Genomic DNA, 18,964 nt, shown 5'->3' on the forward strand with positions numbered 1-18,964 from the left:
AGACGACGGGTCACCGCAAGCGGTGGGCGATTGGGAGGATCAAGTCCGGCAGGCCGCCCTGTGGTGGTTCCAGATGGCAGGCTGAGGCGCAGCTGAGGGTGGGGCAGGACGTGGCCAAGGCAACGAAGAATTCGGCTGAGAGTGGTCCGGCTGAAGCAGGTTTGCCTGGGAGTGGTTCACCAGAGAATGGTTTGCCTGGGGCCGGCCCAGCCCCCAACGCTCCGGCCGATCACCGGTCGGTGGGGGAGCAGCGGCCCCTGCTGCTGCTCGTGGACGGCCACTCGCTGGCCTTCCGCAGCTTCTATGCCTTCGCCAAAGGCGGTGAAGGGGGCCTGGCCACCCGCGATGGTGTGCCCACCAGCGTCACCTATGGCTTTCTCAAGGCTCTGCTCGACAACGTGAAGGGCCTCACCCCCCAGGGCGTTGTGATCGCCTTCGACACCGCTGAGCCCACCTTCCGCCACAACGCAGACGCCGCCTACAAGGCACACCGCGACGAAGCGCCCGAGCACTTCTTCACCGACCTGGCCAACCTGCAGGAGATCCTTGCCGGCGCCATGGATCTGCCGCTGTGTATGGCGCCCGGCTACGAAGCCGATGATGTCCTCGGCACCCTCGCCAACCGGGCCGCAAACGACGGCTGGCGGGTGAGGATCCTGAGTGGCGATCGCGATCTGTTTCAGCTGGTGGATGACGAGCGGGACATCGCCATCCTTTACATGGGGGGAGGACCTTACGCCCGCAACGCCGGCCCGCAGGTGATCCGCCGGGAGGGGGTGATCAGCAAGCTCGGGGTGACGCCGGAGGAGGTGGTGGATCTCAAAGCGCTCACCGGCGACGCCAGCGACAACATCCCCGGCGTCAAGGGTGTGGGCCCCAAGACAGCCATCGTGTTGCTGCAGGCACATAACACCCTCGATGGCATCTATGCCGCCCTCGACCAGCAGAAGGGAGCGCTCAGAGCCAAGCTGGAGGCCGACCGGGACAACGCTTTCCGCTCGCGCATGCTGGCCGAGATCCTCGTGGACATCCCGCTGCCGAGCGAACCACGCCTGGCCCTCGGGTCCCTCGACCGGGACGCCCTGGCCCAGCGGCTCGAAGAGCTGGAGCTGCACAGCCTGGCCCGCCAGCTGGAGGCCTTCGAACGGGTGTTCTCCGGAGCTGCAGCCAGCGGCCGCGCGAAGGCTCAGACCACAACACCCAGCAGCAAAGCCAGCGGAACGGCCAGCGCAGAACCCGCCGCGGCCACCCCCTCAGCATTCGCCGGTGAACCAGCGGAAAGAGGCGGCCACGGCCAGGAGCCACGGAGCAGCAGCTCGGCTTCAGGCGACCACCCGCCTGCCGGCGCCGGGGGGCCTGAATCTCTCGCTGGCTCCCTCCTGCCGGTGCTGGAGCCCCAGCTGATCGCCACCACCAGCGCGCTGGCGGCCCTGGTGGAGCGGCTTCTGGCAGCCACAGATCCAACGGCACCGATCGCGCTCGACACCGAAACCACCGCACTCAACCCCTTTCAGGCGGAGCTCGTTGGGGTGGGGCTGTGCTGGGGAGACGGGCCTGCCGATCTGGCCTACATCCCGATCGGACACCAGCCCGCAGTGGCCGAACCCGCCGCCGATCTGCTCACGGCAGCGGAACCAGCGACCGACGCCCCTGCCCAGCTGCCGCTGGCGGCGGTGCTCACCGCGCTGGCTCCCTGGCTGGCCAGCACGGCCCATCCCAAGGCCCTGCAGAACGCCAAGTACGACCGGCTGGTGCTGATGCGCCACGGGCTGGAGCTGGGCGGCGTGGTGATGGACACCCTGCTGGCCGATTACCTGCGCGACGCCAACGCCAAACATGGCCTGGAGGCGATGGCCCTGCGCGAGTTCGGCTTCAGCCCCACCGGCTACACCGACCTGGTGGCGAAGGGGCAGACCTTCGCCTCGGTGCCGATCGCCGCAGCCGCGCTGTATTGCGGCATGGACGTGCACCTCACCTGGCGCCTGGGCCGGCTGCTGCACGAGCGGCTGCAGGCCATGGGGCCCCGGTTGCTGCCGCTGCTCGCCCAGGTGGAGCTGCCGCTGGAACCTGTGCTGGCCCAGATGGAAGCCACCGGCATCCGCATCGACACCGCCTACCTGGCCGAACTCAGTGCGGAGCTGGGGGAGCAGTTGCACCGCCTCGATGGTGAGGCCAAGGCAGCGGCCGGCGTTGATTTCAACCTGGCCTCCCCCAAGCAGCTGGGGGAACTGCTGTTCGACACGCTCGGGCTCGATCGGAAGAAATCCCGAAAAACCAAGACCGGCTGGAGCACCGACGCCGCCGTGCTCGAGAAGCTCGAAGACGACCATGCGGTGGTGCCGCTGGTGCTGGAGCACCGCACGCTCAGCAAGCTCAAGAGCACCTACGTGGATGCCCTGCCCCTGTTGGTGGAGGCGGAAACGGGCCGTGTGCACACCGATTTCAACCAGGCTGTAACCGCCACCGGCCGCCTGTCGAGCAGCAACCCCAACCTGCAGAACATCCCGATCCGCACCGAGTACAGCCGACGGATCCGCAAGGCCTTCCTGCCCCAGGAGGGCTGGCACTTGATCAGCGCCGATTACTCCCAGATCGAGCTGCGCATCCTCACCCACCTCTCCGGTGAGGAGGTGCTGGTGGAGGCCTTCCGCAACGGCGATGACGTGCATGCCCTCACCGCCCGCCTGTTGCTGGACACCACCGAGGTGAGTGCCGCAGAGCGGCGACTGGGCAAGACGATCAACTTCGGCGTGATCTACGGCATGGGTTCCCAGCGGCTGGCCCGGGAGACCGAACTCAGCCCCAGCCAGGCCAAGGAGTTTCTCGGCAAGTACAAGCAGCGCTATCCGAAGGTGTTCGCTTTCCTGGAGCTTCAGGAGCGGCTCGCCCTCAGCCAGGGATACGTGGAAACGATCCTGGGACGGCGGCGGCCCTTCCCGTTCGATCGCAATGGGCTGGGCCGCTTGCTGGGCAAGGATCCCTTCGAGATCGATCTGGAGGTGGCGCGGCGGGGCGGCATGGAGGCCCAGCAGTTGCGAGCCGCGGCCAATGCGCCGATCCAGGGCTCCAGCGCCGACATCATCAAGCTGGCGATGGTGACGCTGCAGCGCACCTTGGAGCAGCAGGCACTGCCGGCCCGGCTGCTGTTGCAGGTGCATGACGAACTGGTGCTCGAAGCGGCCCCTGACGCACGCGAGCAGGTGATCGCCACCGTGAAGGCCACGATGGAGCAGGCGATTCAACTGAGCGTGCCCCTGGTGGTGGACACCGGCTGGGGTCCGAACTGGATGGAAGCGAAGTAGGCGAGGGCGGGGTGACCAGCTCCACACAGTCGGCGGCCTAGGTTCGCGCACACGGCCCCTGGCCAACCTCTGCCTTTCTCCTCCGGCCCCGGGCCGGCATGCCTCTTGACCCTGCGGCTCACCAACACCCTCACCCGCCGCCTCGAGGCCTTCGAGCCCCTGGTGCCGGGTCAGGTGTCGATCTACTGCTGCGGAGTCACGGTCTACGACCTCTGCCACCTGGGGCACGCCCGCAGCTATATCGCCTGGGATGTGCTGCGCCGCTATCTGCAGTGGCGGGGTTATGCGGTCACCTTCGTGCAGAACGTGACCGACATTGACGACAAGATCCTGGCCCGCGCCGCCGCCGAAGGCAGCTCGATGGAGGCGGTGAGCGAGCGCAACATCCGCGAGTTTCAGACGGACATGGCCGCCCTCGGGATCCTGCCGCCCGACCGTCTGCCCCGGGCCACCCGCTGCCTTGACGGCATCCGCCGGATGATCGCGGAGCTGGAGGCCAGCGGCGCGGCCTATTCCGCCGATGGCGACGTGTATTTCTCGGTGCTGAAGAAGGCCGACTACGGCAAGCTCAGTGGCCGCAGCCTCGACGAGCAGCAGGAGGGGGCCAGCGGCCGCATGGGCGAAGCGGAAGAGGCCCGCAAGCAGCACCCCTTCGACTTCGCCCTCTGGAAAGGAGCCAAGCCGGACGAGCCCAGCTTCCCTTCCCCCTGGGGGCCGGGGCGGCCCGGCTGGCACATCGAATGCTCCGCGATGGTGCGCCAGGAGCTGGGCGACACGATCGACATCCATCTGGGCGGAGCCGATCTGATCTTTCCCCACCACGAAAACGAAATTGCCCAGTCGGAAGTGGCCACCGGCCAGGCGCTGGCGCGCTTCTGGCTGCACAACGGCATGGTGAACGTGGGCGGCGAGAAGATGAGCAAGTCGCTCGGCAACTTCACCACGATCCGGGCCCTGCTGGACGGCGGCACCACACCGATGACCCTGCGCCTGTTCGTGCTGCAGGCCCACTACCGCAAGCCGCTCGATTTCACCGCCGCCGCGCTGGAAGCGGCGGCCACCGGCTGGAAGGGGCTCAATGCGGCCCTGCTGGTGGGGGATCAGCACGCTGCCTCGCTCGGCTGGGCTGCCGCCGCCCCGGCAACCGCTGCCACGGTGATGGCCCCCCAAGCCGACGCCGACCCTGCCGCTCCGCTGGGAGAGGCCCGCCAGCGCTTCATCGACGCGATGGACGACGACCTGAACACGTCCGCCGCCCTGGCGGTGCTGTTCGAGCTGGCGCGGCCCCTGCGCTCGCTCGCCAATCGGCTGGAGCGAGGGGATGCCGCCGCCGCCCCGGACGACCTGCGAGAGCGTTGGCTGCTGCTGCAGGAGCTCAGCACCGTGCTGGGCCTGGTGGCGGAGCGGCCCGCCGCAGGGGCGACAGCACCCGGCGCGGACGGACCCAGCGAAACCGAAATCCAGGCGGTGATCGAGGCCCGTCGGCTGGCCAAGGCCAGTAAGGATTACGCCACCGCCGACGGCCTGCGCGACCAGTTGCGCCGTGCCGGCATCGAGCTGATCGACCGCCCCACCGGCCTCACCGAGTGGATCCGGAAGTAAGCGGCCCCGAACGCCTACGGCATCGGAATCGGCAGGCTTGAAATGGGCCCGCTTGGGATCGGCTGGCCCGGCTCCATGGTCAGCTGGAGCGGCTCAGGAATCAGCTGGCGGTGTGGGCCCTTTGCCCACCATCAGCTTCTCGATCTTGCGGATCCGCCCCAGGGTGGTCTGCCACACCTCCTGACGGAAGGGGTCGTCGGCCGGGCAGGCGGCCACCAGCGCCTCGATGTCCTCCTGGCGCTCGAAGGCGTCCCAGAGCTCCCGCTCCAGGCGGGCCCGCTCGATGAAGTTCCAGCGCTTGAGCCAGAGCACGGAACACCGCGGCAAGTGCGTTCAGTGTGACGCGCTGCAGACCCAGGCCGTCTGCCCTGCAGCCGGCAATGGGAGACTGGCGCCCTGCAGCGTCGGGCCGTTCTGATGAAAGCGATCAGCGTGCTGGGCTCCACCGGCTCGATCGGCACCCAGACCCTGGAGCTGGCCGAGGAATTCCCCGATCGCTTCAAGGTGGTGGGGCTCACCGCCGGACGCAACCTACCCTTGCTGGTGGAGCAGATCGTGCGCCACAGCCCCGAAGTGGTGGCGTTGGCCGAGGGGGAGCTGCTGGCTGAGCTGAGCGCACGGCTCGATGCCCTGCCGAAGGAGCAGCAACCGCTGCGGCGCCCTGAGCTGCTGGGCGGCAACGAAGGGCTCTGCGCCGTTGCCGCCTGGGCCAGCGCCGATCTGGTGGTGACCGGCATCGTGGGCTGCGCCGGGCTGCTGCCGACCCTGGCGGCGGTGGAGGCGGGCAAGGATCTGGCCCTTGCCAACAAGGAAACCCTGATCGCCGCAGGGCCGGTCGTGCTGCCGGCGCTGAAGCGCAGCGGCAGTCGCCTGCTGCCGGCCGATTCGGAGCATTCCGCCATCTTCCAGTGCCTGCAGGGCACCCCCTGGGCCGACACCGCCCGCCTCTCCACCGGCGTTCCCACCCCGGGGCTGCGCCGCCTCCAGCTCACCGCCTCGGGCGGTGCCTTCCGCGACTGGCCGGCCGCCGATCTGGCCAAGGCCACCGTGGCCGATGCCACCAGCCACCCCAACTGGAGCATGGGGCGGAAGATCACGGTGGATTCCGCCACCTTGATGAACAAGGGGCTGGAGGTGATCGAAGCCCACTACCTCTTCGGCCTCGATTTCGACCACATCGAGATCGTGATCCATCCCCAGAGCATCATCCACTCGATGGTGGAGCTGGTGGATTCGTCGGTGCTGGCGCAGCTGGGCTGGCCCGACATGAAGCTGCCGATTCTCTACTGCCTCAGCTGGCCGGAGCGGCTGGAAACCCCCTGGCGCCGCCTCGATCTCACCGAGGTGGGCACGCTCAGCTTCCGCGCCCCCGACGGCGCCAAGTATCCGTGCATGGCCCTGGCCTACGCGGCCGGCCGCGCCGGCGGCACGATGCCGGCGGTGATGAATGCCGCCAACGAGCAGGCGGTGGCCCTGTTCCTGGAGGAACGGGTGCACTTCCTCGACATTCCGACACTGATCGAACAGGTCTGCGACCGCCACCGGGCCGACCTCAGCGCCGCCCCCTCGCTCGCTGACGTGCTGGCCGTTGATGCCTGGGCGCGCCAGGCCGTGCGGGAGGCCGCCGCGGCCACCGGCCGCACCCTGCTGACCGCATGAGCAGCGGCATCCTGCCGGCGTCAGCCGGCGTCGAGCGCCACCTGCTGCTCTGCGCCACCCCCACCAAGGCCCTGTGCGGTGATCCGGCGGTGGGAGCCGCCAGTTGGGCCCTGCTCAAGCGCCTGCTGCGCGAGCGCGGCCTGGAGGACCCGGGGCGCCCCCAGGGGGTGGTGCTGCGCTCCAAAGCCGACTGCCTGCGCGTGTGCGAAGGCGGGCCGATCCTGCTGATCTGGCCGGAAGGCCTCTGGTACGGCGGTGTGACCCCGGAGCGGATCGAGCGGATCGTGGACGACCACCTGATCGCCGGCCGTCCCATCGACGACTGGGTGATTCGCCGCACGCCGTTCGCCCCCACCGCCACCGGCGTTCAGGGGCTCCCCTGCACCTGATCCAGCAGCCAGCGCGTCACCAGCAGATCAGACCAGCTGCCCCCCGGGCCGTGGAAGCCGTTGTGGCCGCCCGCCTGACTGAGCACGATCTGCAGCGGTGAGGCCGGCGTGAGCCGCTCCTGCAACGCCACCGCGGGGGCAGCGGGCACCCATGGATCGTCGAGGGCATGCACCATCAGCAGAGGGGGCAAAGGCCGCGCTGGAGGTTCTCCCGCCAGGCAGCCCTGCAGCAGCCAGAGCGGACTGGCGCCCGCGTAGTAGGCCTCCACAGACTCGAATCCCCAGCGCGGCGCGGTGATCAGGGCGTCGAAGGCGCGGATCGACTCCACCGCCTGCAGCTGGCTGCGCTGCCCGTCCTGCAGGCCACCGGGATCGGCCAGGGTCTGCTGGCGCAGGCGCTGCAGCAGCCAGCGCTCGTACAGGCGGTTGCGGGGCCGGCCGATGGCGGCCGAACTGCTGGCCAGATCGATCGGGGAACTCACGACCACCAGGCCGTCCAGCAATCCCGGGGCGGAGGCGTCGAGCAGGCCATTGAGCAGCACGGTGCCGCCGAGCGACAGCCCCACCCCCAGCAGAGGGCGGCCGGCGGCGAGGCTGCGGGCCTGCCGCAGCGCCGGGATCAGATCGCGGTTGCAGTGGGCGGCGTAGGTGCCCCGCGCCAGGCTCCGGCCCGCTCCCGCGCCGCGCAGGTTCAGCCGCAGCACGGCAAACCCCGCCTGCCGCAGGACATGCGCCAGCCGCAGCAGGCCGATGCTGCGGCTGGAGCCGCCCAGCCCATGCAGCAGCAGCACGAGGGCGTGGGGGCGGGCGGCGGAGCCGTCGGGGCCAGCAGCGGGGGCATCGAGGCAGCCGAGCAGGGCTTCGCCTCCGGGCAGCGCCAGCGGCACCGCCTGGGCCGACTCCGCCGGTAAGCGCTCTGGACGCAGCGTGTCGCGCAGGGTCTGGAGATCGGCGCCCCACCAGGGCGCCCGGGGCTGGAAGGGCGGCACGCCCAGGTGATCCAGCAAAGCCGCAGCAGTCAACGTCAACGGAGCGATCAGGCGCGCGCGGGGCTGGCGCCGGCCGCCCCCTCCAGCCACTGGGCCAGGGAGCTGGGCGGCAGGTCCTGGCTGCTGGTGATTTCGATCAGACGACCGATGGAGGCGGGCGCTTCGACGGCATCGAGGCAGACGCGCGCCACCAAGCGGCGGGGAATGCTGTTGCTCTCCTGCTGATCCGGACCGCTGAAGCGCAGCCCTTCGCGCTCGAGACCCTCCTCGCTTTCGCGCAGCCCACCGGGGCGGATCACGGTCCAATCCAGGCCGCTGCTCTCCAGCCAACGCTCGCCGACGCGCTTCCAGATCAGGATCAGGCCGAACAGGTTGAGCGGGTGAAACAGCCGGCCGCTGCAGAGCGAGCTCACCAGCACCACGCGCTTGACCCCGGCGGCACGGCAGGCGGCGATCTGGCTGCGGATCGCCAGCGCATCCACCTGCAGGGGACCGGTCAGGTCGATCGACGGGCGCGCGCCGGTGGCGATCACCAGCGCCTCCACGCCGGCGAGCGCCTGCTGCAGGGCGCTCTGGTCGGACAGTTCCAGCCGGATCAGCTCCGCCCCTTCCAGTCCTTCGGGGACGTTCGAGCCCGGCCGCAGGATCGCCCGCACCGAATAACCACGGCGGCGCGCTTCCTGTACAACCCGCCAGCCGGTCTTGCCGGAGGCACCAGTGACGGCCAGCAGTGCCGGAGTGGAAGGGAAGGGCATCAGAACAACGGCAGCAATTCCTGTTCCAGGCAGCGGGCCTGTACCACCGAGCCGAGATGGCGCAGCAGACGGACCCGCAGGATCACGGGGTCGATGTCGCACTCCTGCTGGAAACAACCCTCAAGGTGCTCACGGAGGAGGGGTTCCGGCAGACCGGACTCGGGGAACTCTCTCATCGGTGCCTCAACGGCGCGGAGAACAGCGGGGGCTGCAGGTCCTGGGGGGATGGCCTGAACGTAGGGGCGGAAGCGGGAAAAACCCTGGGAACAAACCCCCATTCTTTCCGCTCAGGCAGCCACAGCGAGGGGCGGCACAATGGCGCCACCGCAGGGAACCGTGGCCGCACCCTCCTTCGATCTTGGCAGGCGTGCCCCAGGCACCGCCACAGCCGCATCCGGAGCGGCGGCGGAAGCGGCGTCCGGCCCGGCCACCGGCGGCGGGCTCAGGCCGCGCCAGTGGCAACGCCAGCTGATCGACCTGATGCGGCGGCGGCTGGTGCGCGCCGGGCCGCAGGGCGAAGACGTGCTGGTGCATGCCGGGCCCGGAGCCGGCAAGACCCTGGGGGCGCTGCTGGGGTTCCAGCGCCTGCTGGCGGAAGGGCGGCTGAGCCATTTCCTGGTGTTCTGCCATCGCCAGTCGATCGCCAGCCAATGGCGCTCCTCCGCCGCACGCCTGGGCCTGGAGCTGGGGGAGCTCGATCTCGAAGCGAGCGCTGCAGGCGAAGGCAGTGGCAGTAGCGGCTGGAGTGGGATGGTCCCCGGCCAGGGGCTGCTGATCAGCTACCAGAGCGCGGCCCGGCACCGGCTGCAATTGGAGCGCGAGCTGGCGGGCCTTCAGGCCGGCAAGGTGCTGGCGATCGCCGATGAGGTGCACCACCTCGGCCTCGATCCCGACGATCCGGAAGCCACCGCCTGGAGCCATGCCTTCGGCCGCCTCAGCCGGAACTGCGTGATGCGCCTGGGGCTGAGCGGCACTCCGTTCCGCGCCGACAACCTCGGTTTCAGCGCCTCCCGCCGCATCGCCCGGCGGCAGGAGGGCGTGATCGTCGAGGAGATCGCCCCCGACCTGAGCGTGGAACCGCGCCAGTTGATTGATCAGGGGGACGTGCGGCCGCTGGAGTTCCGCTTCCAGGACGGTTGGGTCGACCACGGCCAGGCCAGCGCCGATGGGGCGCTGGCGGCAATTGAACTGGAGCGTTCGCCCCTTTCCGCCGAGCACCGGGAGAGCTGGCGCGCCCGCAACCTGCGTCGGGCGATCCGCCTGGGGGATCCCAGCAGCATTGCCCTGCGGGTGCTGCTTCAGGCGAGGCGCAAGCTCGAAACACTTCGCAACACCGACCATCCCGAGGCCGGCGGCCTGGTGATCGCCCGCGACATCGCCCATGCCCGCAGCCTCTCCGGACTGCTGGAGGAACAGGGCGACCAGGTGCTGCTGGTGCATTCGCAGGATCCGGAGGCGGCCCAGCGGCTGGCGGACTTTCGCGCCGGTGGCGCCGACTGGCTGGTGAGCATCGACATGTGCGCCGAAGGTTTCGATGCCCCCCGCGTGCGGGTGGTGGCCTACCTGACCACCGTGGTCACCCGCAGCCGCTTCGTGCAGGCGATTACGCGGGCCGTCCGCGTCGATGGCCAGCGGGCGGAACAGGAAACGATCCCAAGGCACCCCTCCTATGTGTATGCGCCCGCCGACCCTTTGCTGGTCAGCTATGCGCGCACCTGGTCGGTGGCAGAGCCCTATCTGATCCAGCCGAAGCCCATGCCGGAGGAGCCCGGGGCCGCGGCGGGTGGACGCGCGCCTGGGTTGCCACTGGAGGCCCTGCGCGATGAAGCCGGCGAGGTGATCCGGCTGCGCGGGCCCCAGCTGCCCGGCTTCCTGCACACCCGTCAGCGCGCCTGAAGCGGTGGGCACGCAGGGTGGCGTGTCAGCGCAGGGGTTTCAGCGGCGGCGCGGGCCGCCCGGACGGTTGCCACCCGGGCGCGGGCCCGTGGCACCGGCGTTGCGTTCCCGGTAGGTGATGCGGCCACGGGTGAGGTCATAAGGGCTGATCTCGACCAGCACCTTGTCACCGGCCAGCAGCTTGATGCGGAACTTGGTGAGCTTGCCTGCAGCACGGCACAGGCACTGGTGGCCAGCGGGCTGATCGAGGGTCACCAGGTAGAAACCATTGCCCTGTTCCTTCTCGATCACGCCCGAGGTTTCGATCATGCGGAGCGGGTGCTCAATCTGTAGGAGAAGGCACAGCTTAAATTGGCGCCTCTCCCCCCCCTCCAGGCCGGCCCCTCTCCACACCGGTAAGCAGCGCAACTCCTGAACCACAAGCTGAGCATCACGCCTGAGCCAGCAGAGTGCCCGCCCTGCGCCAGCTGAGCAGTGCCCCCGAGCAAGCCACACCGGCAACAGGCCCTACCCCCAGCAGCATCAGACCCAAACCTCAGTGGCACGCAGGCCGAAACCCCGCCGACCTGCCACCACAACGCTGTCGCCCCCCAACCCCTAGGGTCTGCGATCGCTCCGGGGCCAAGCCTTGATCGTTCCTTCCCTGTCCCTCGATCTGGGCTTGCTGCTGATTTCCATCGGCGCAGTGAACCTTTGGCGCGCACGCCGCAGCGCCAGCTGAGTGGCGATGAGCCTGCCTGCGCAATCCAGCTTGCTGCCTGGATCTGCCTCAGGCCAATGACTGGGCTGGTTCCGCATCGGAAGGCTGGCTGAACGGGGTGGAGCCACATGGGACTGGGCTCCTCTGGGTGAATCACAGCCGCCGGGGCCCGGTCAGGGTTTGGCTCGCGGGCCCGATCTGATTGAGTTCCGAAACCAGAAATGAACTCCGGCAGGTTGCCCCAGATGGGGGCCAGTGCCATGGCTTGCCTGGCGGCATCAGCCAGCTGGTTCAAGCCAGCTCAGGAGCCTGTGAGGCACTGCCTACCGGCTTTGAGCTTCCGTCTGCTGCCCGCAAGCCTTGGAGCTGAAGACTGGAAGCTGTCTCCATCAAGCTGTCGCCTTCCTGCAGTGGCCATCAAGCAGTTGTCATCAAGCAGAGGGCTCCAAACTGTCCCCTACCAGCTTTGATCTGCAAGCCATGGCCTTCCTGCGGAGGTCCATGGCAATGGACTCCATGCTGTGGCCGTTCTGCTGTGGCCGATCAGCTGTGGCCGATCAGCTGTGGCCTTCGTGCGGTGGGCTCCATGCTGGTGCCTGAGGCCAGAGGGCGACGCACACCATTCCACTCCAACCACCGCCACCAACAGCTAACGAGCAACGACCGTGCCCACCCTGCTGTTCCACAAGCCCTACGGCGTGCTCAGCCAGTTCACGGCAGAACCGGGCAGCCCATGGGTGCACCTGGCAGAGTTCATCCCGGTGCGGGAGGTCTACGCCGCCGGACGGCTGGATGCCGACAGTGAGGGACTGCTGCTGCTCACGAGCGTGGGCCGCCTGCAGCAACGGCTCACCGATCCCCGCTGGGGACACTGGCGCCGCTACTGGGTACAGGTGGAAGGGGAGCCCACCCCGGCCGGGCTGGCCGCCCTGCAAGCGGGGGTGACCATCCAGGGCCAGCGCACCCTGCCCGCCCGGGCCCGGCTGCTGGCGGATCCCGGCCTGCCGCCACGGGATCCACCGATCCGTGAGCGGCGCGCCATTCCCACCAGCTGGCTGGAACTGGAGCTGCGCGAGGGGCGCAATCGGCAGGTGCGCCGCATGACCGCGGCAGTGGGATGGCCCACCCTGCGGCTGATCCGCACCGCCATCGACCTGATGGACGGTCAGCCGCCGCTTGATCTGATCGACCTGCCGGCCGGCCAGTGGCGCCCGGTGAGCCAGGCGGAGGAGGAACGCTTGCAGCGGCTGCTCCTGCTTGCTTCCGCCCAGAGCGACGGTCCCGTCCGAGGGCGAGGCGGACGGGCCGGTGGCGGGAAATCCGGGCGCAACGGCGGTGGCGGATAGGGAGGCTTGGCATCCATGCCGCTCAGCCGATCACCTGTTGCAGCTCCCGCACCGTTTGCAGTTGGCCGTAGTAGTAGTTCGCTCTGGATCGCCGATCGGGATCCTCCAGCGCGTCGAGGGCATCAAATCCCAGGCTCTGCCACAGCTCATGGCCGCAGGCACGGTTCAACTCCTGCACCGATTCCTGCTCCAGGTTGGCGAGACGCCGCTGCAGGTTCTTGATCTGAGCAATCGACATGGGGCGAACAGGGCCGGGGGGTGAAAGAGGCAGGAAGCGGGGGAGAGACCCAGCAGGGGGGCCGGAGAGGCGCGGCAGGAACTGAGAAGTGACGAGGGAGAGGCTGGGGAGGAGGTGCCCAGTGGACAGGGAGCAGCCTTGCAGCGGATGGGCAGCAGGGAAGCGACTGGGGGAAAAGACGCAGGAAGTGAAAGGGGGCGAACTGGAGCCGGCGTCAGCGGACCAGCCCCCTCAGCCAATGTCCGCCCCATCAGCCACTGCGCCGCCTCACTCCACCACTGGCCCACTCACACAACCACTGGGCCGCCTGATTCAGCCACTGGGGCTCCTCCAGCCCTTCAAACGCCCACCATTCCCCTGCCATAGTACAGATGAACTTACCCCAGCTGTATCACCCAGCCAGGCTTCCGGGTCTGCGATGTGGCCAAAGCCTGGGAACAATTCCAACCGCAGCCATGGACGGCCATGGACAGACAGGACAGACAGGAAAGTCAGAAAGACGCGGCCAGACAGTCAGGTGCGGCCAATCGCCTGAAGCTCAGAAGGGAAGCTTCTTCTTGGCGCTCTTGTCGAGATCGGCCTCCATCTCGCGCAGACGCCGCAGGATCGTGTCGTAATACTCCTTGAGGTAGTCCTCCAGGCGGGTGGTAGCGGCCGGGTCCAGCCCGAAGGCGGCATAGCTCTCCTCCATCGGTGCCTCCAGGCTCTGGCCACCCCCTGTCACGTCGGCGAAAGCCAGCCGTTCAGCCACCTGCACCCCGGGCTCGAAGAACGACGCCAGACCCTGCATCAGACGGATCAGGAAGGGCCGCACACGGAACACGCGAGCCGATCGCCCGCTGTAGCGCTCGCACAGCTGGGTGACTTCCCCGGTGTTCCAGGCCTTCGGCCCCACCACAGGAAAGGACTGGCGGATCGTTTCGTCATGGCTCAGGGCCGCCACCGAAAATCGGGCTACGTCCTGGGTGTTCATGTAGGCGATCGGCGTGGGCGTTCCGCTCACCCACACCGTCTGGCTTTCGAGCACCGGGATGGCGAACTGACCGATCACCCCCTGCATGAAGGCCACGCAGCGCAGGATCGTGTAATCCAGTTGGGAGGCCGCCAGCAACTGCTCGGTGCAGTACTTGATATCCATCAGTGGCACGTTGCGGTGCTGCGCCGCCTCCAGCAGCGACACGAACACGAAGCGCTTCACGTTGGCCGCTTCGCAGGCCCGCACCAGATTGAGCTTTCCCTGCCAGTCGATCGTGTAGATGCCGGCACTGTCGGTGGGGCGGGCGGTGGCAGCATCGATCACCGCTTCCTGGCCCTCAAGGGCGTAGGCGAGGCTGTCGGGTTCCAGCAGGTCACCACGGGTGAGCTCGCAGCCCCATTCCTGCAGGAACGAGGCCTTGCGAGGGGAGCGCACCATGCAACGCACCTGATGCCCCTGCTCCAGCGCGTGCCGGGCGATCTGGCGGCCGAGAGTTCCTGTGGCGCCGACGACCAGAACCTGCATGAACCACCGGTGGATAGGGCGCTGAGCCTAAAGCTGAGGCAGGGGGCGACGCGCCGCAGGCGGCTCAGTCTTTCTGCAGCTTGAGCAGCAGGGCACCGCCGGCCAGACCCACGGGGATGAGCACCCAGAAGATCGCCGCGATGCCGAAGATTTCAGAGGCCATGGCCCATTGGGAAAACGGCTACCTATTTAGCGCCCCGGCCCGTTCGAGCACCAGTGGCCAGGGGGCATCGGTGCGGAACTGGCCGGGCATCACCCCACTGGCGCAGGCCTCCCATCCCTGGTTGTGCAGGTCTGCGAGCAGTTCCTGCAACCGCGGCGGACCGCCCCCCAGGCGCCGGCCTAGCTCGGCCAGGGGCCAGCAGCGCGCGGGCAGGCCCGCGTCGGCGGCGAGGCTGCCCAGCAGGCGGGCGGCAGCACGGCAGAGCGAAGCATCCTCCGCCGCAGTGGCAGCACGGATCGCCGTGAGCGTGGCGGGATCCTGCAGCGGACCGATCCAGAGCGGGCCACTCACCGCCAGCGCGGCCGCAGGCTCGCAGCACACCTGCCACTGGCGCAGGCGCAGCAGGCTCTGCACCTGCTGCTCACCGCAGTGGTGGCAGTGCGCCAGCAGGCCGAGCTGCCGTTCCTCGCCCGCCAAGGGCCGGCGCAGGATCCGCACCGCCGTGCGGAACGTGCGGCCCTCACTGAAGCTGAACACCGGCTGCAGGCCGCGCCCCATGGCCCAGGCCGTGCGGGCGACCACGCCCAGCTGCAGGCGCAGCGCCAGCTCCCAGCTGGCCGGGTGGGCCCGCGCCGCAGCCCCCAGGGTGCGCACGGCGGCAGAACGGTCGTGGCCGGTGGGGGAGCGGCCATCAGTGCTGGCCACGTAGAGCACACCGCCGAAAGCCACCGCCTCCAGCGCCAGCGGCAACAGGGGAGTGGGACAGCCGAAGGCGTCGAGATCGACGAGCTCGAAGCGCTCCTGCCGCTGCAGGCAACCCGCCAGCAGCTGCTGGGCGGTGAGGGCGGAGCAGCGCAACTCCAGCCCCGGGCGATCCGCCAGGGGGGCAAGGTTGGCGTGCAGCAGCGGCTGACGGTCCGGGTCAGCGTCGTTGGCCCACACCAGCTGAGCCGGGCTCTCCTGGCCGTAGCGCAACGCCCGGATGCCGCAGCCGGTCATGAGGTCGAGCACCCGCAGGGGGCCCGCCAGGCTGAGCTGGCGCGCCAGCAGCACCCCCAGATCACGGGAGGGCCGGGATTCCGGCCGGAAGAACCCCTGACCCGTGCACAGCGCTGCTGAAGCTTCGCAATAGTGAGAGGTGTCTTGCGTGAACCCGCTCCGTTGGTGACATCCCTGGGCCAGCCTGTCGCAACGGCCGGACCCGACTGGGGCCGCGCGGCGGTGTGGCGATGGCGCGGGCTCGACTGCCACTGGCGCGTGCTGGGCGATCCGGACGGGCCACCACTGCTGCTACTGCATGGCTTCGCCGCCGGCAGCGGCCACTGGCGGGCCACCGCCGGCCCACTGGCAGCCGCCGGCTGGTGCGTCTATGGCCTCGATCTGATCGGCTTCGGCGCCTCGGCCCAGCCGGCAATGCGCCTCGACAACCGGCTCTGGGCCCGTCAGGCCCAGGGGTTTCTTGAACAGGTGGTGCAACAGCCGGCCGTGCTGATCGGGCACTCGCTGGGGGGGCTGGTGGCACTCAGCTGCGGGGTGTTCTTTCCCGCCTGGGTGCGGGGGGTGGTGGCCGCACCGCTGCCGGATCCCACTTTGCTGATGCCAGTGCCGGCGCGGCGGGCGCCATGGCAGCGCTGGCTGCAACGCCGGGCGGTGGTGTGGCTCTGCCGGCTGCTGCCGCTGGAGCTGCTGGTGCCCCTGATCGCCCGCACGCCGCTGCTGGATCTGGGCATCCAGTCGGCCTACAACTCGCCGGTGATCGGCGACAGCGCCCTGCACCAGCTCATCGCCCGTCCGGCACGTCGCCCCACCGCCGCCTGGGCCCTACGCGGCATGAGCATCGGCATGGCGCTGCGCCCCCGTGGAGCCACCGCAGCGGTGCTGCTGCAGCGCCTGCGCCGGCCGCTGCTGGTGCTGTGGGGGGAAGCCGATCGGTTGGTGCCGATCGAGGTGGCCGCCGAGCTGCGGAAGCTCCAGCCCGACCTCGAACTGCACAAGTTGGAGGGGGTGGGCCATTGCCCACACGACGAAGATCCAGCCACGGTCGGTCGCCTGCTGCAGGCCTGGCTGCGCCGTCTGCCACCCCGGCCCGAGGATCCCCTCTGAGCGCCCGGTCCTGAGGGCCGTGAGGCCAACGCGTAATTTGGGAAGCTGATCGCCTGCTGTGCCCGCCGGGAATGAAGCACACCCTCTCGGTGCTGGTGGAGGACCAATCCGGTGCCCTCAGCCGGATTTCTGGATTGTTCGCCCGCCGCGGCTTCAACATCGAGAGCCTGGCGGTGGGCCCGGCCGAGCAGCGGGGCGTATCGCGCCTCACCATGGTGGTGGAGGGCGACGATCGCACGCTCGAGCAGATGACCAAGCACCTCAACAAGCTGGTCAACGTGCTCAACGTGATCGACCTCTCCACGATTCCTGCGGTGGAGCGCGAACTGATGCTGCTGAAGGTGGCGGCGCCGGCCGAAAGCCGAGCCGCCATCCTGGATCTGGTGCAGGTGTTCCGCGCCAACGTGGTGGACGTGGCCGACAACGCCCTGATCCTTGAGGTGGTGGGCGACCCGGGCAAGCTGGTGGCCCTCGAGCAGATCCTCGAGAGCTACGGAATCCTCGAAATCGTGCGCACCGGAAAAGTGGCCCTGGAGCGGGCCTCCGGTGTGAACACCGCCTACCTCAAGACCACCGCCTCAGAGAAACGGGTGCCGGCCTGAGGCGCCTCAGGACTGACCCTTCACCAGGGTGCCGCCCTCGATCACGCTGGCCTTCACCAGCTTGTCTCCCTGCTGGATGCGGTCCACCACGTCCATGCCCTTCACCACGCGGCCGAACACGGCGTAGCGGCCGTCGAGCTCGGGAAGCGGGCGCAGAGCCACGTAGAACTGCGCACTGGCGGAGTTGGGGTCCTCGGAGCGGGCCATGGCGATGGCACCGCGCTCGTGCACGAGCCGCAGCTGCGCTGCATCCGCCGGATCGGTGAGCTGCTCGCCGTAGCGGGGAGTGGCCTTGCCCTTCATGCCCAGTTCCAGCGGGATGAAGCGGGGCTGACCGGTGCTGGGGTCCACGAAGCTGCCGGTGCCGAACAGCTCGGGACTCACGCCGGGGGTGGCGCTCTGGGGGTCACCGCCCTGCACCACGAACGGTGTGGGCTGGTTCACCACCCGGTGAAAGACAGTGTTGTTGTAGGTACCGCGGCGCACCAGGTCGACGAAATTGCCGGCGGTGAGGGGGGCATCGGCGCCATTGAGCTCCACGACCACATCGCCGCGGCTGGTCTGGAGCGACACCACGGCCTTGCCGCTCAGGCAGGGGCTGGCGGCAGAGGCGCAACCGAGAGCGGCCTGGCTCTGATCGCTGCCGCAAGCGCTGAGGCCGAAGGGTGTGAACAGGAGCAGGCTCACCAGAAGGGTGCGGGTGAGCGAGAACGCCATCGTGTTCATACGCCCTCCAGAGGCACCTTGAGGAAGCGGGCGAGTTCCGCGCCGCTCTGCTCCAGCTCGGCCAGAGGCAGCGGTTCGCCCACCCGGGTGAGGGGCAGATCGCGGCGCCCCTGCACACGCAGGGCAAGACGACGGCGCGGGTTAAGGCCGTCGCGCACGTCCACCTTGACGGCCTGAATCTCGCGCAGGGGCAGCTCGAAGCTGATCAGGCTGCGGAAGCCGCGGCGGCTGATCGTGGCCGTGCCGCTGCTGCGATCGAAGCGGTTGGCACCGGCGCCCACGTCGATGCTGATCACGCTCCAGAGATAGAGGGCAAGCAACAGGGCTGCCACGCCATAGGCCCCCATCACCAAGCCCTGTGGAACCCAGGCAAGGCTGGCGGGGTGCCCGATCGGCAGCAGATCGATCCCCAGCCGGCTCGAGAGGCTGGTGAGCAGGAAGCCAGCGCCTCCAGCACTCACCGCCGAGGCCACCAGCAGGTTGGAGAGGCGCCGGGATCCCTGCACCGACTGCTCAAGCACATCGGCGGGATCGCTGGCGCGGGGAGCTGGACTGGCGGCCGGGTCGGGGCGCGGCGGAGTGCCGGCGGAGGAAGAAGCCGGGGGCATGGGAGCGGGGGTGGTGGCGGAAGACTTGCCATCCTCGCCTCCGTGCCGCGAGGCTGTGGAAAAGCGAACACGGGACCAGCGAAAAGGTTGCTGGATTCGGCAACATGCCGCCGCCGCTGGGCAATCAGAAGAATTGCTTAAGAACGCTGGCTGCGGCAAGGGTGTCAGCCCATTTCGGGCTTCCTCGCAGCGGTGGGTTTCGTTGTTACGATCCTGCGGTATCCCTCAGCTTGGCGGGATTTCCGCACTTTTTCTTCCCATGACGATTGCTGTAGGGCGCGCGCCTTCGGCTCGGGGATGGTTCGACGTCCTCGATGACTGGCTCAAGCGCGACCGCTTCGTGTTTGTCGGCTGGTCCGGTCTGCTGCTGTTCCCCACGGCCTAT

At 68.9% G+C, this 18,964-nt stretch carries 19 protein-coding genes and 1 pseudogene; 9 read left to right on the forward strand and 11 right to left on the reverse strand.

The features are described 5' to 3' along the window. The first annotated feature begins 191 nt into the window (after positions 1 to 191). Both polA and cysS read left to right on the forward strand, forming a co-directional pair. The gene (polA, locus tag KBZ19_RS13635; protein WP_261346609.1) at positions 192 to 3,302 is read left to right on the forward strand and encodes a DNA polymerase I; all 3,111 of its coding nucleotides are present in this window, start codon (positions 192 to 194) and stop codon (positions 3,300 to 3,302) included. A 105-nt stretch (positions 3,303 to 3,407) separates the two neighbouring features. Further along, entirely contained in the window at positions 3,408 to 4,904 is a 1,497-nt protein-coding gene (gene cysS / locus KBZ19_RS13640) for a cysteine--tRNA ligase (protein WP_255101304.1), read from the forward strand. Positions 4,905 to 4,997: 93 nt separating this feature from the next. Here cysS and KBZ19_RS13645 read toward each other — a convergent pair whose 3' ends face one another. Further along, a complete protein-coding gene (locus tag KBZ19_RS13645; protein ID WP_094513074.1) occupies positions 4,998 to 5,216 on the reverse strand; it encodes a hypothetical protein in 219 nt (72 codons plus the stop codon). A gap of 105 nt (positions 5,217 to 5,321) precedes the next feature. On the opposite strand from KBZ19_RS13645, the gene KBZ19_RS13650 reads away from it, so the two are divergent. Further along, complete coding sequence (locus KBZ19_RS13650; RefSeq protein WP_255101305.1) at positions 5,322 to 6,563, forward strand: 1-deoxy-D-xylulose-5-phosphate reductoisomerase; 1,242 nt, start codon at positions 5,322 to 5,324, stop codon at positions 6,561 to 6,563. After that, positions 6,560 to 6,952: a ferredoxin gene (locus tag KBZ19_RS13655; protein ID WP_094513072.1), complete on the forward strand. Its 393-nt coding sequence runs from the start codon at positions 6,560 to 6,562 to the stop codon at positions 6,950 to 6,952. The genes KBZ19_RS13650 and KBZ19_RS13655 overlap by 4 nt, the downstream gene beginning before the upstream one ends. On the opposite strand, the gene KBZ19_RS13660 is transcribed toward KBZ19_RS13655, so the two are convergent. The 3 genes from KBZ19_RS13660 to KBZ19_RS13670 are packed head-to-tail and all read right to left on the reverse strand — an operon-like array spanning position 6,931 to position 8,872. After that, on the reverse strand, positions 6,931 to 7,974 hold the full coding sequence (locus tag KBZ19_RS13660) for an alpha/beta fold hydrolase (RefSeq protein ID WP_255101326.1): 1,044 nt from the start codon (positions 7,972 to 7,974) through the stop codon (positions 6,931 to 6,933). The two genes, KBZ19_RS13655 and KBZ19_RS13660, sit on opposite strands and share 22 nt — an antisense overlap. 14 nt (positions 7,975 to 7,988) lie before the next feature. Next, the gene (locus KBZ19_RS13665; protein WP_255101306.1) at positions 7,989 to 8,696 is read right to left on the reverse strand and encodes an SDR family oxidoreductase; all 708 of its coding nucleotides are present in this window, start codon (positions 8,694 to 8,696) and stop codon (positions 7,989 to 7,991) included. After that, the gene (locus KBZ19_RS13670; protein ID WP_198948295.1) at positions 8,696 to 8,872 is read right to left on the reverse strand and encodes a hypothetical protein; all 177 of its coding nucleotides are present in this window, start codon (positions 8,870 to 8,872) and stop codon (positions 8,696 to 8,698) included. The genes KBZ19_RS13665 and KBZ19_RS13670 overlap by 1 nt, the downstream gene beginning before the upstream one ends. A gap of 160 nt (positions 8,873 to 9,032) precedes the next feature. Here KBZ19_RS13670 and KBZ19_RS13675 point away from each other — a divergent pair, with 160 nt between their 5' ends. Next, the gene (locus KBZ19_RS13675; protein WP_255101307.1) at positions 9,033 to 10,592 is read left to right on the forward strand and encodes a DEAD/DEAH box helicase family protein; all 1,560 of its coding nucleotides are present in this window, start codon (positions 9,033 to 9,035) and stop codon (positions 10,590 to 10,592) included. A gap of 39 nt (positions 10,593 to 10,631) precedes the next feature. Here the strand turns inward: KBZ19_RS13675 and infA are convergent, their stop codons facing one another. Then, positions 10,632 to 10,901, reverse strand: coding sequence for a translation initiation factor IF-1 (gene infA / locus KBZ19_RS13680; protein ID WP_094513069.1), 270 nt, complete (start codon positions 10,899 to 10,901; stop codon positions 10,632 to 10,634). Between the two features lie 1,056 nt (positions 10,902 to 11,957). On the opposite strand from infA, the gene KBZ19_RS13685 reads away from it, so the two are divergent. Continuing rightward, positions 11,958 to 12,638: a pseudouridine synthase gene (locus KBZ19_RS13685; protein ID WP_233133030.1), complete on the forward strand. Its 681-nt coding sequence runs from the start codon at positions 11,958 to 11,960 to the stop codon at positions 12,636 to 12,638. Positions 12,639 to 12,660: 22 nt separating this feature from the next. On the opposite strand, the gene KBZ19_RS13690 is transcribed toward KBZ19_RS13685, so the two are convergent. From KBZ19_RS13690 to KBZ19_RS13705, 4 genes are all read right to left on the reverse strand, one after another. Further along, the gene (locus KBZ19_RS13690) at positions 12,661 to 12,876 is read right to left on the reverse strand and encodes a hypothetical protein (protein WP_094513068.1); all 216 of its coding nucleotides are present in this window, start codon (positions 12,874 to 12,876) and stop codon (positions 12,661 to 12,663) included. A 538-nt stretch (positions 12,877 to 13,414) separates the two neighbouring features. After that, positions 13,415 to 14,377 carry an NAD(P)H-binding protein gene (locus tag KBZ19_RS13695; RefSeq protein ID WP_094513067.1) on the reverse strand — a complete coding sequence of 321 codons (963 nt, stop codon included), beginning with the start codon at positions 14,375 to 14,377 and terminating at the stop codon, positions 13,415 to 13,417. A gap of 64 nt (positions 14,378 to 14,441) precedes the next feature. Further along, complete coding sequence (gene petM / locus KBZ19_RS13700) at positions 14,442 to 14,540, reverse strand: cytochrome b6-f complex subunit PetM (protein ID WP_094513066.1); 99 nt, start codon at positions 14,538 to 14,540, stop codon at positions 14,442 to 14,444. Positions 14,541 to 14,558: 18 nt separating this feature from the next. Continuing rightward, positions 14,559 to 15,593 carry a N2,N2-dimethylguanosine tRNA methyltransferase gene (locus KBZ19_RS13705; protein WP_399220341.1) on the reverse strand — a complete coding sequence of 345 codons (1,035 nt, stop codon included), beginning with the start codon at positions 15,591 to 15,593 and terminating at the stop codon, positions 14,559 to 14,561. A 111-nt stretch (positions 15,594 to 15,704) separates the two neighbouring features. On the opposite strand from KBZ19_RS13705, the gene KBZ19_RS13710 reads away from it, so the two are divergent. Together KBZ19_RS13710 and ilvN are read left to right on the forward strand one after the other, a co-directional pair. After that, entirely contained in the window at positions 15,705 to 16,643 is a 939-nt protein-coding gene (locus KBZ19_RS13710; protein ID WP_315856363.1) for an alpha/beta fold hydrolase, read from the forward strand. A 71-nt stretch (positions 16,644 to 16,714) separates the two neighbouring features. Then, a complete protein-coding gene (ilvN, locus tag KBZ19_RS13715; RefSeq protein ID WP_094513065.1) occupies positions 16,715 to 17,245 on the forward strand; it encodes an acetolactate synthase small subunit in 531 nt (176 codons plus the stop codon). A 6-nt stretch (positions 17,246 to 17,251) separates the two neighbouring features. Here the strand turns inward: ilvN and KBZ19_RS13720 are convergent, their stop codons facing one another. After that, positions 17,252 to 17,962, reverse strand: a complete 711-nt coding sequence (locus KBZ19_RS13720; RefSeq protein WP_255101328.1) for a peptidylprolyl isomerase — start codon at positions 17,960 to 17,962, stop codon at positions 17,252 to 17,254. 5 nt (positions 17,963 to 17,967) lie between these two features. Then, positions 17,968 to 18,579, reverse strand: a complete 612-nt coding sequence (locus KBZ19_RS13725; protein ID WP_255101309.1) for a photosystem I assembly protein Ycf4 — start codon at positions 18,577 to 18,579, stop codon at positions 17,968 to 17,970. Between the two features lie 259 nt (positions 18,580 to 18,838). Between KBZ19_RS13725 and KBZ19_RS13730 the strand changes: the two are divergent. Further along, a pseudogene (locus KBZ19_RS13730) lies at positions 18,839 to 18,964 on the forward strand (photosystem II D2 protein (photosystem q(a) protein)); the annotation flags it as partial.

The organism is Synechococcus sp. L2F (genome assembly GCF_024345695.1).
GTDB lineage: Bacteria > Cyanobacteriota > Cyanobacteriia > PCC-6307 > Cyanobiaceae > MW101C3.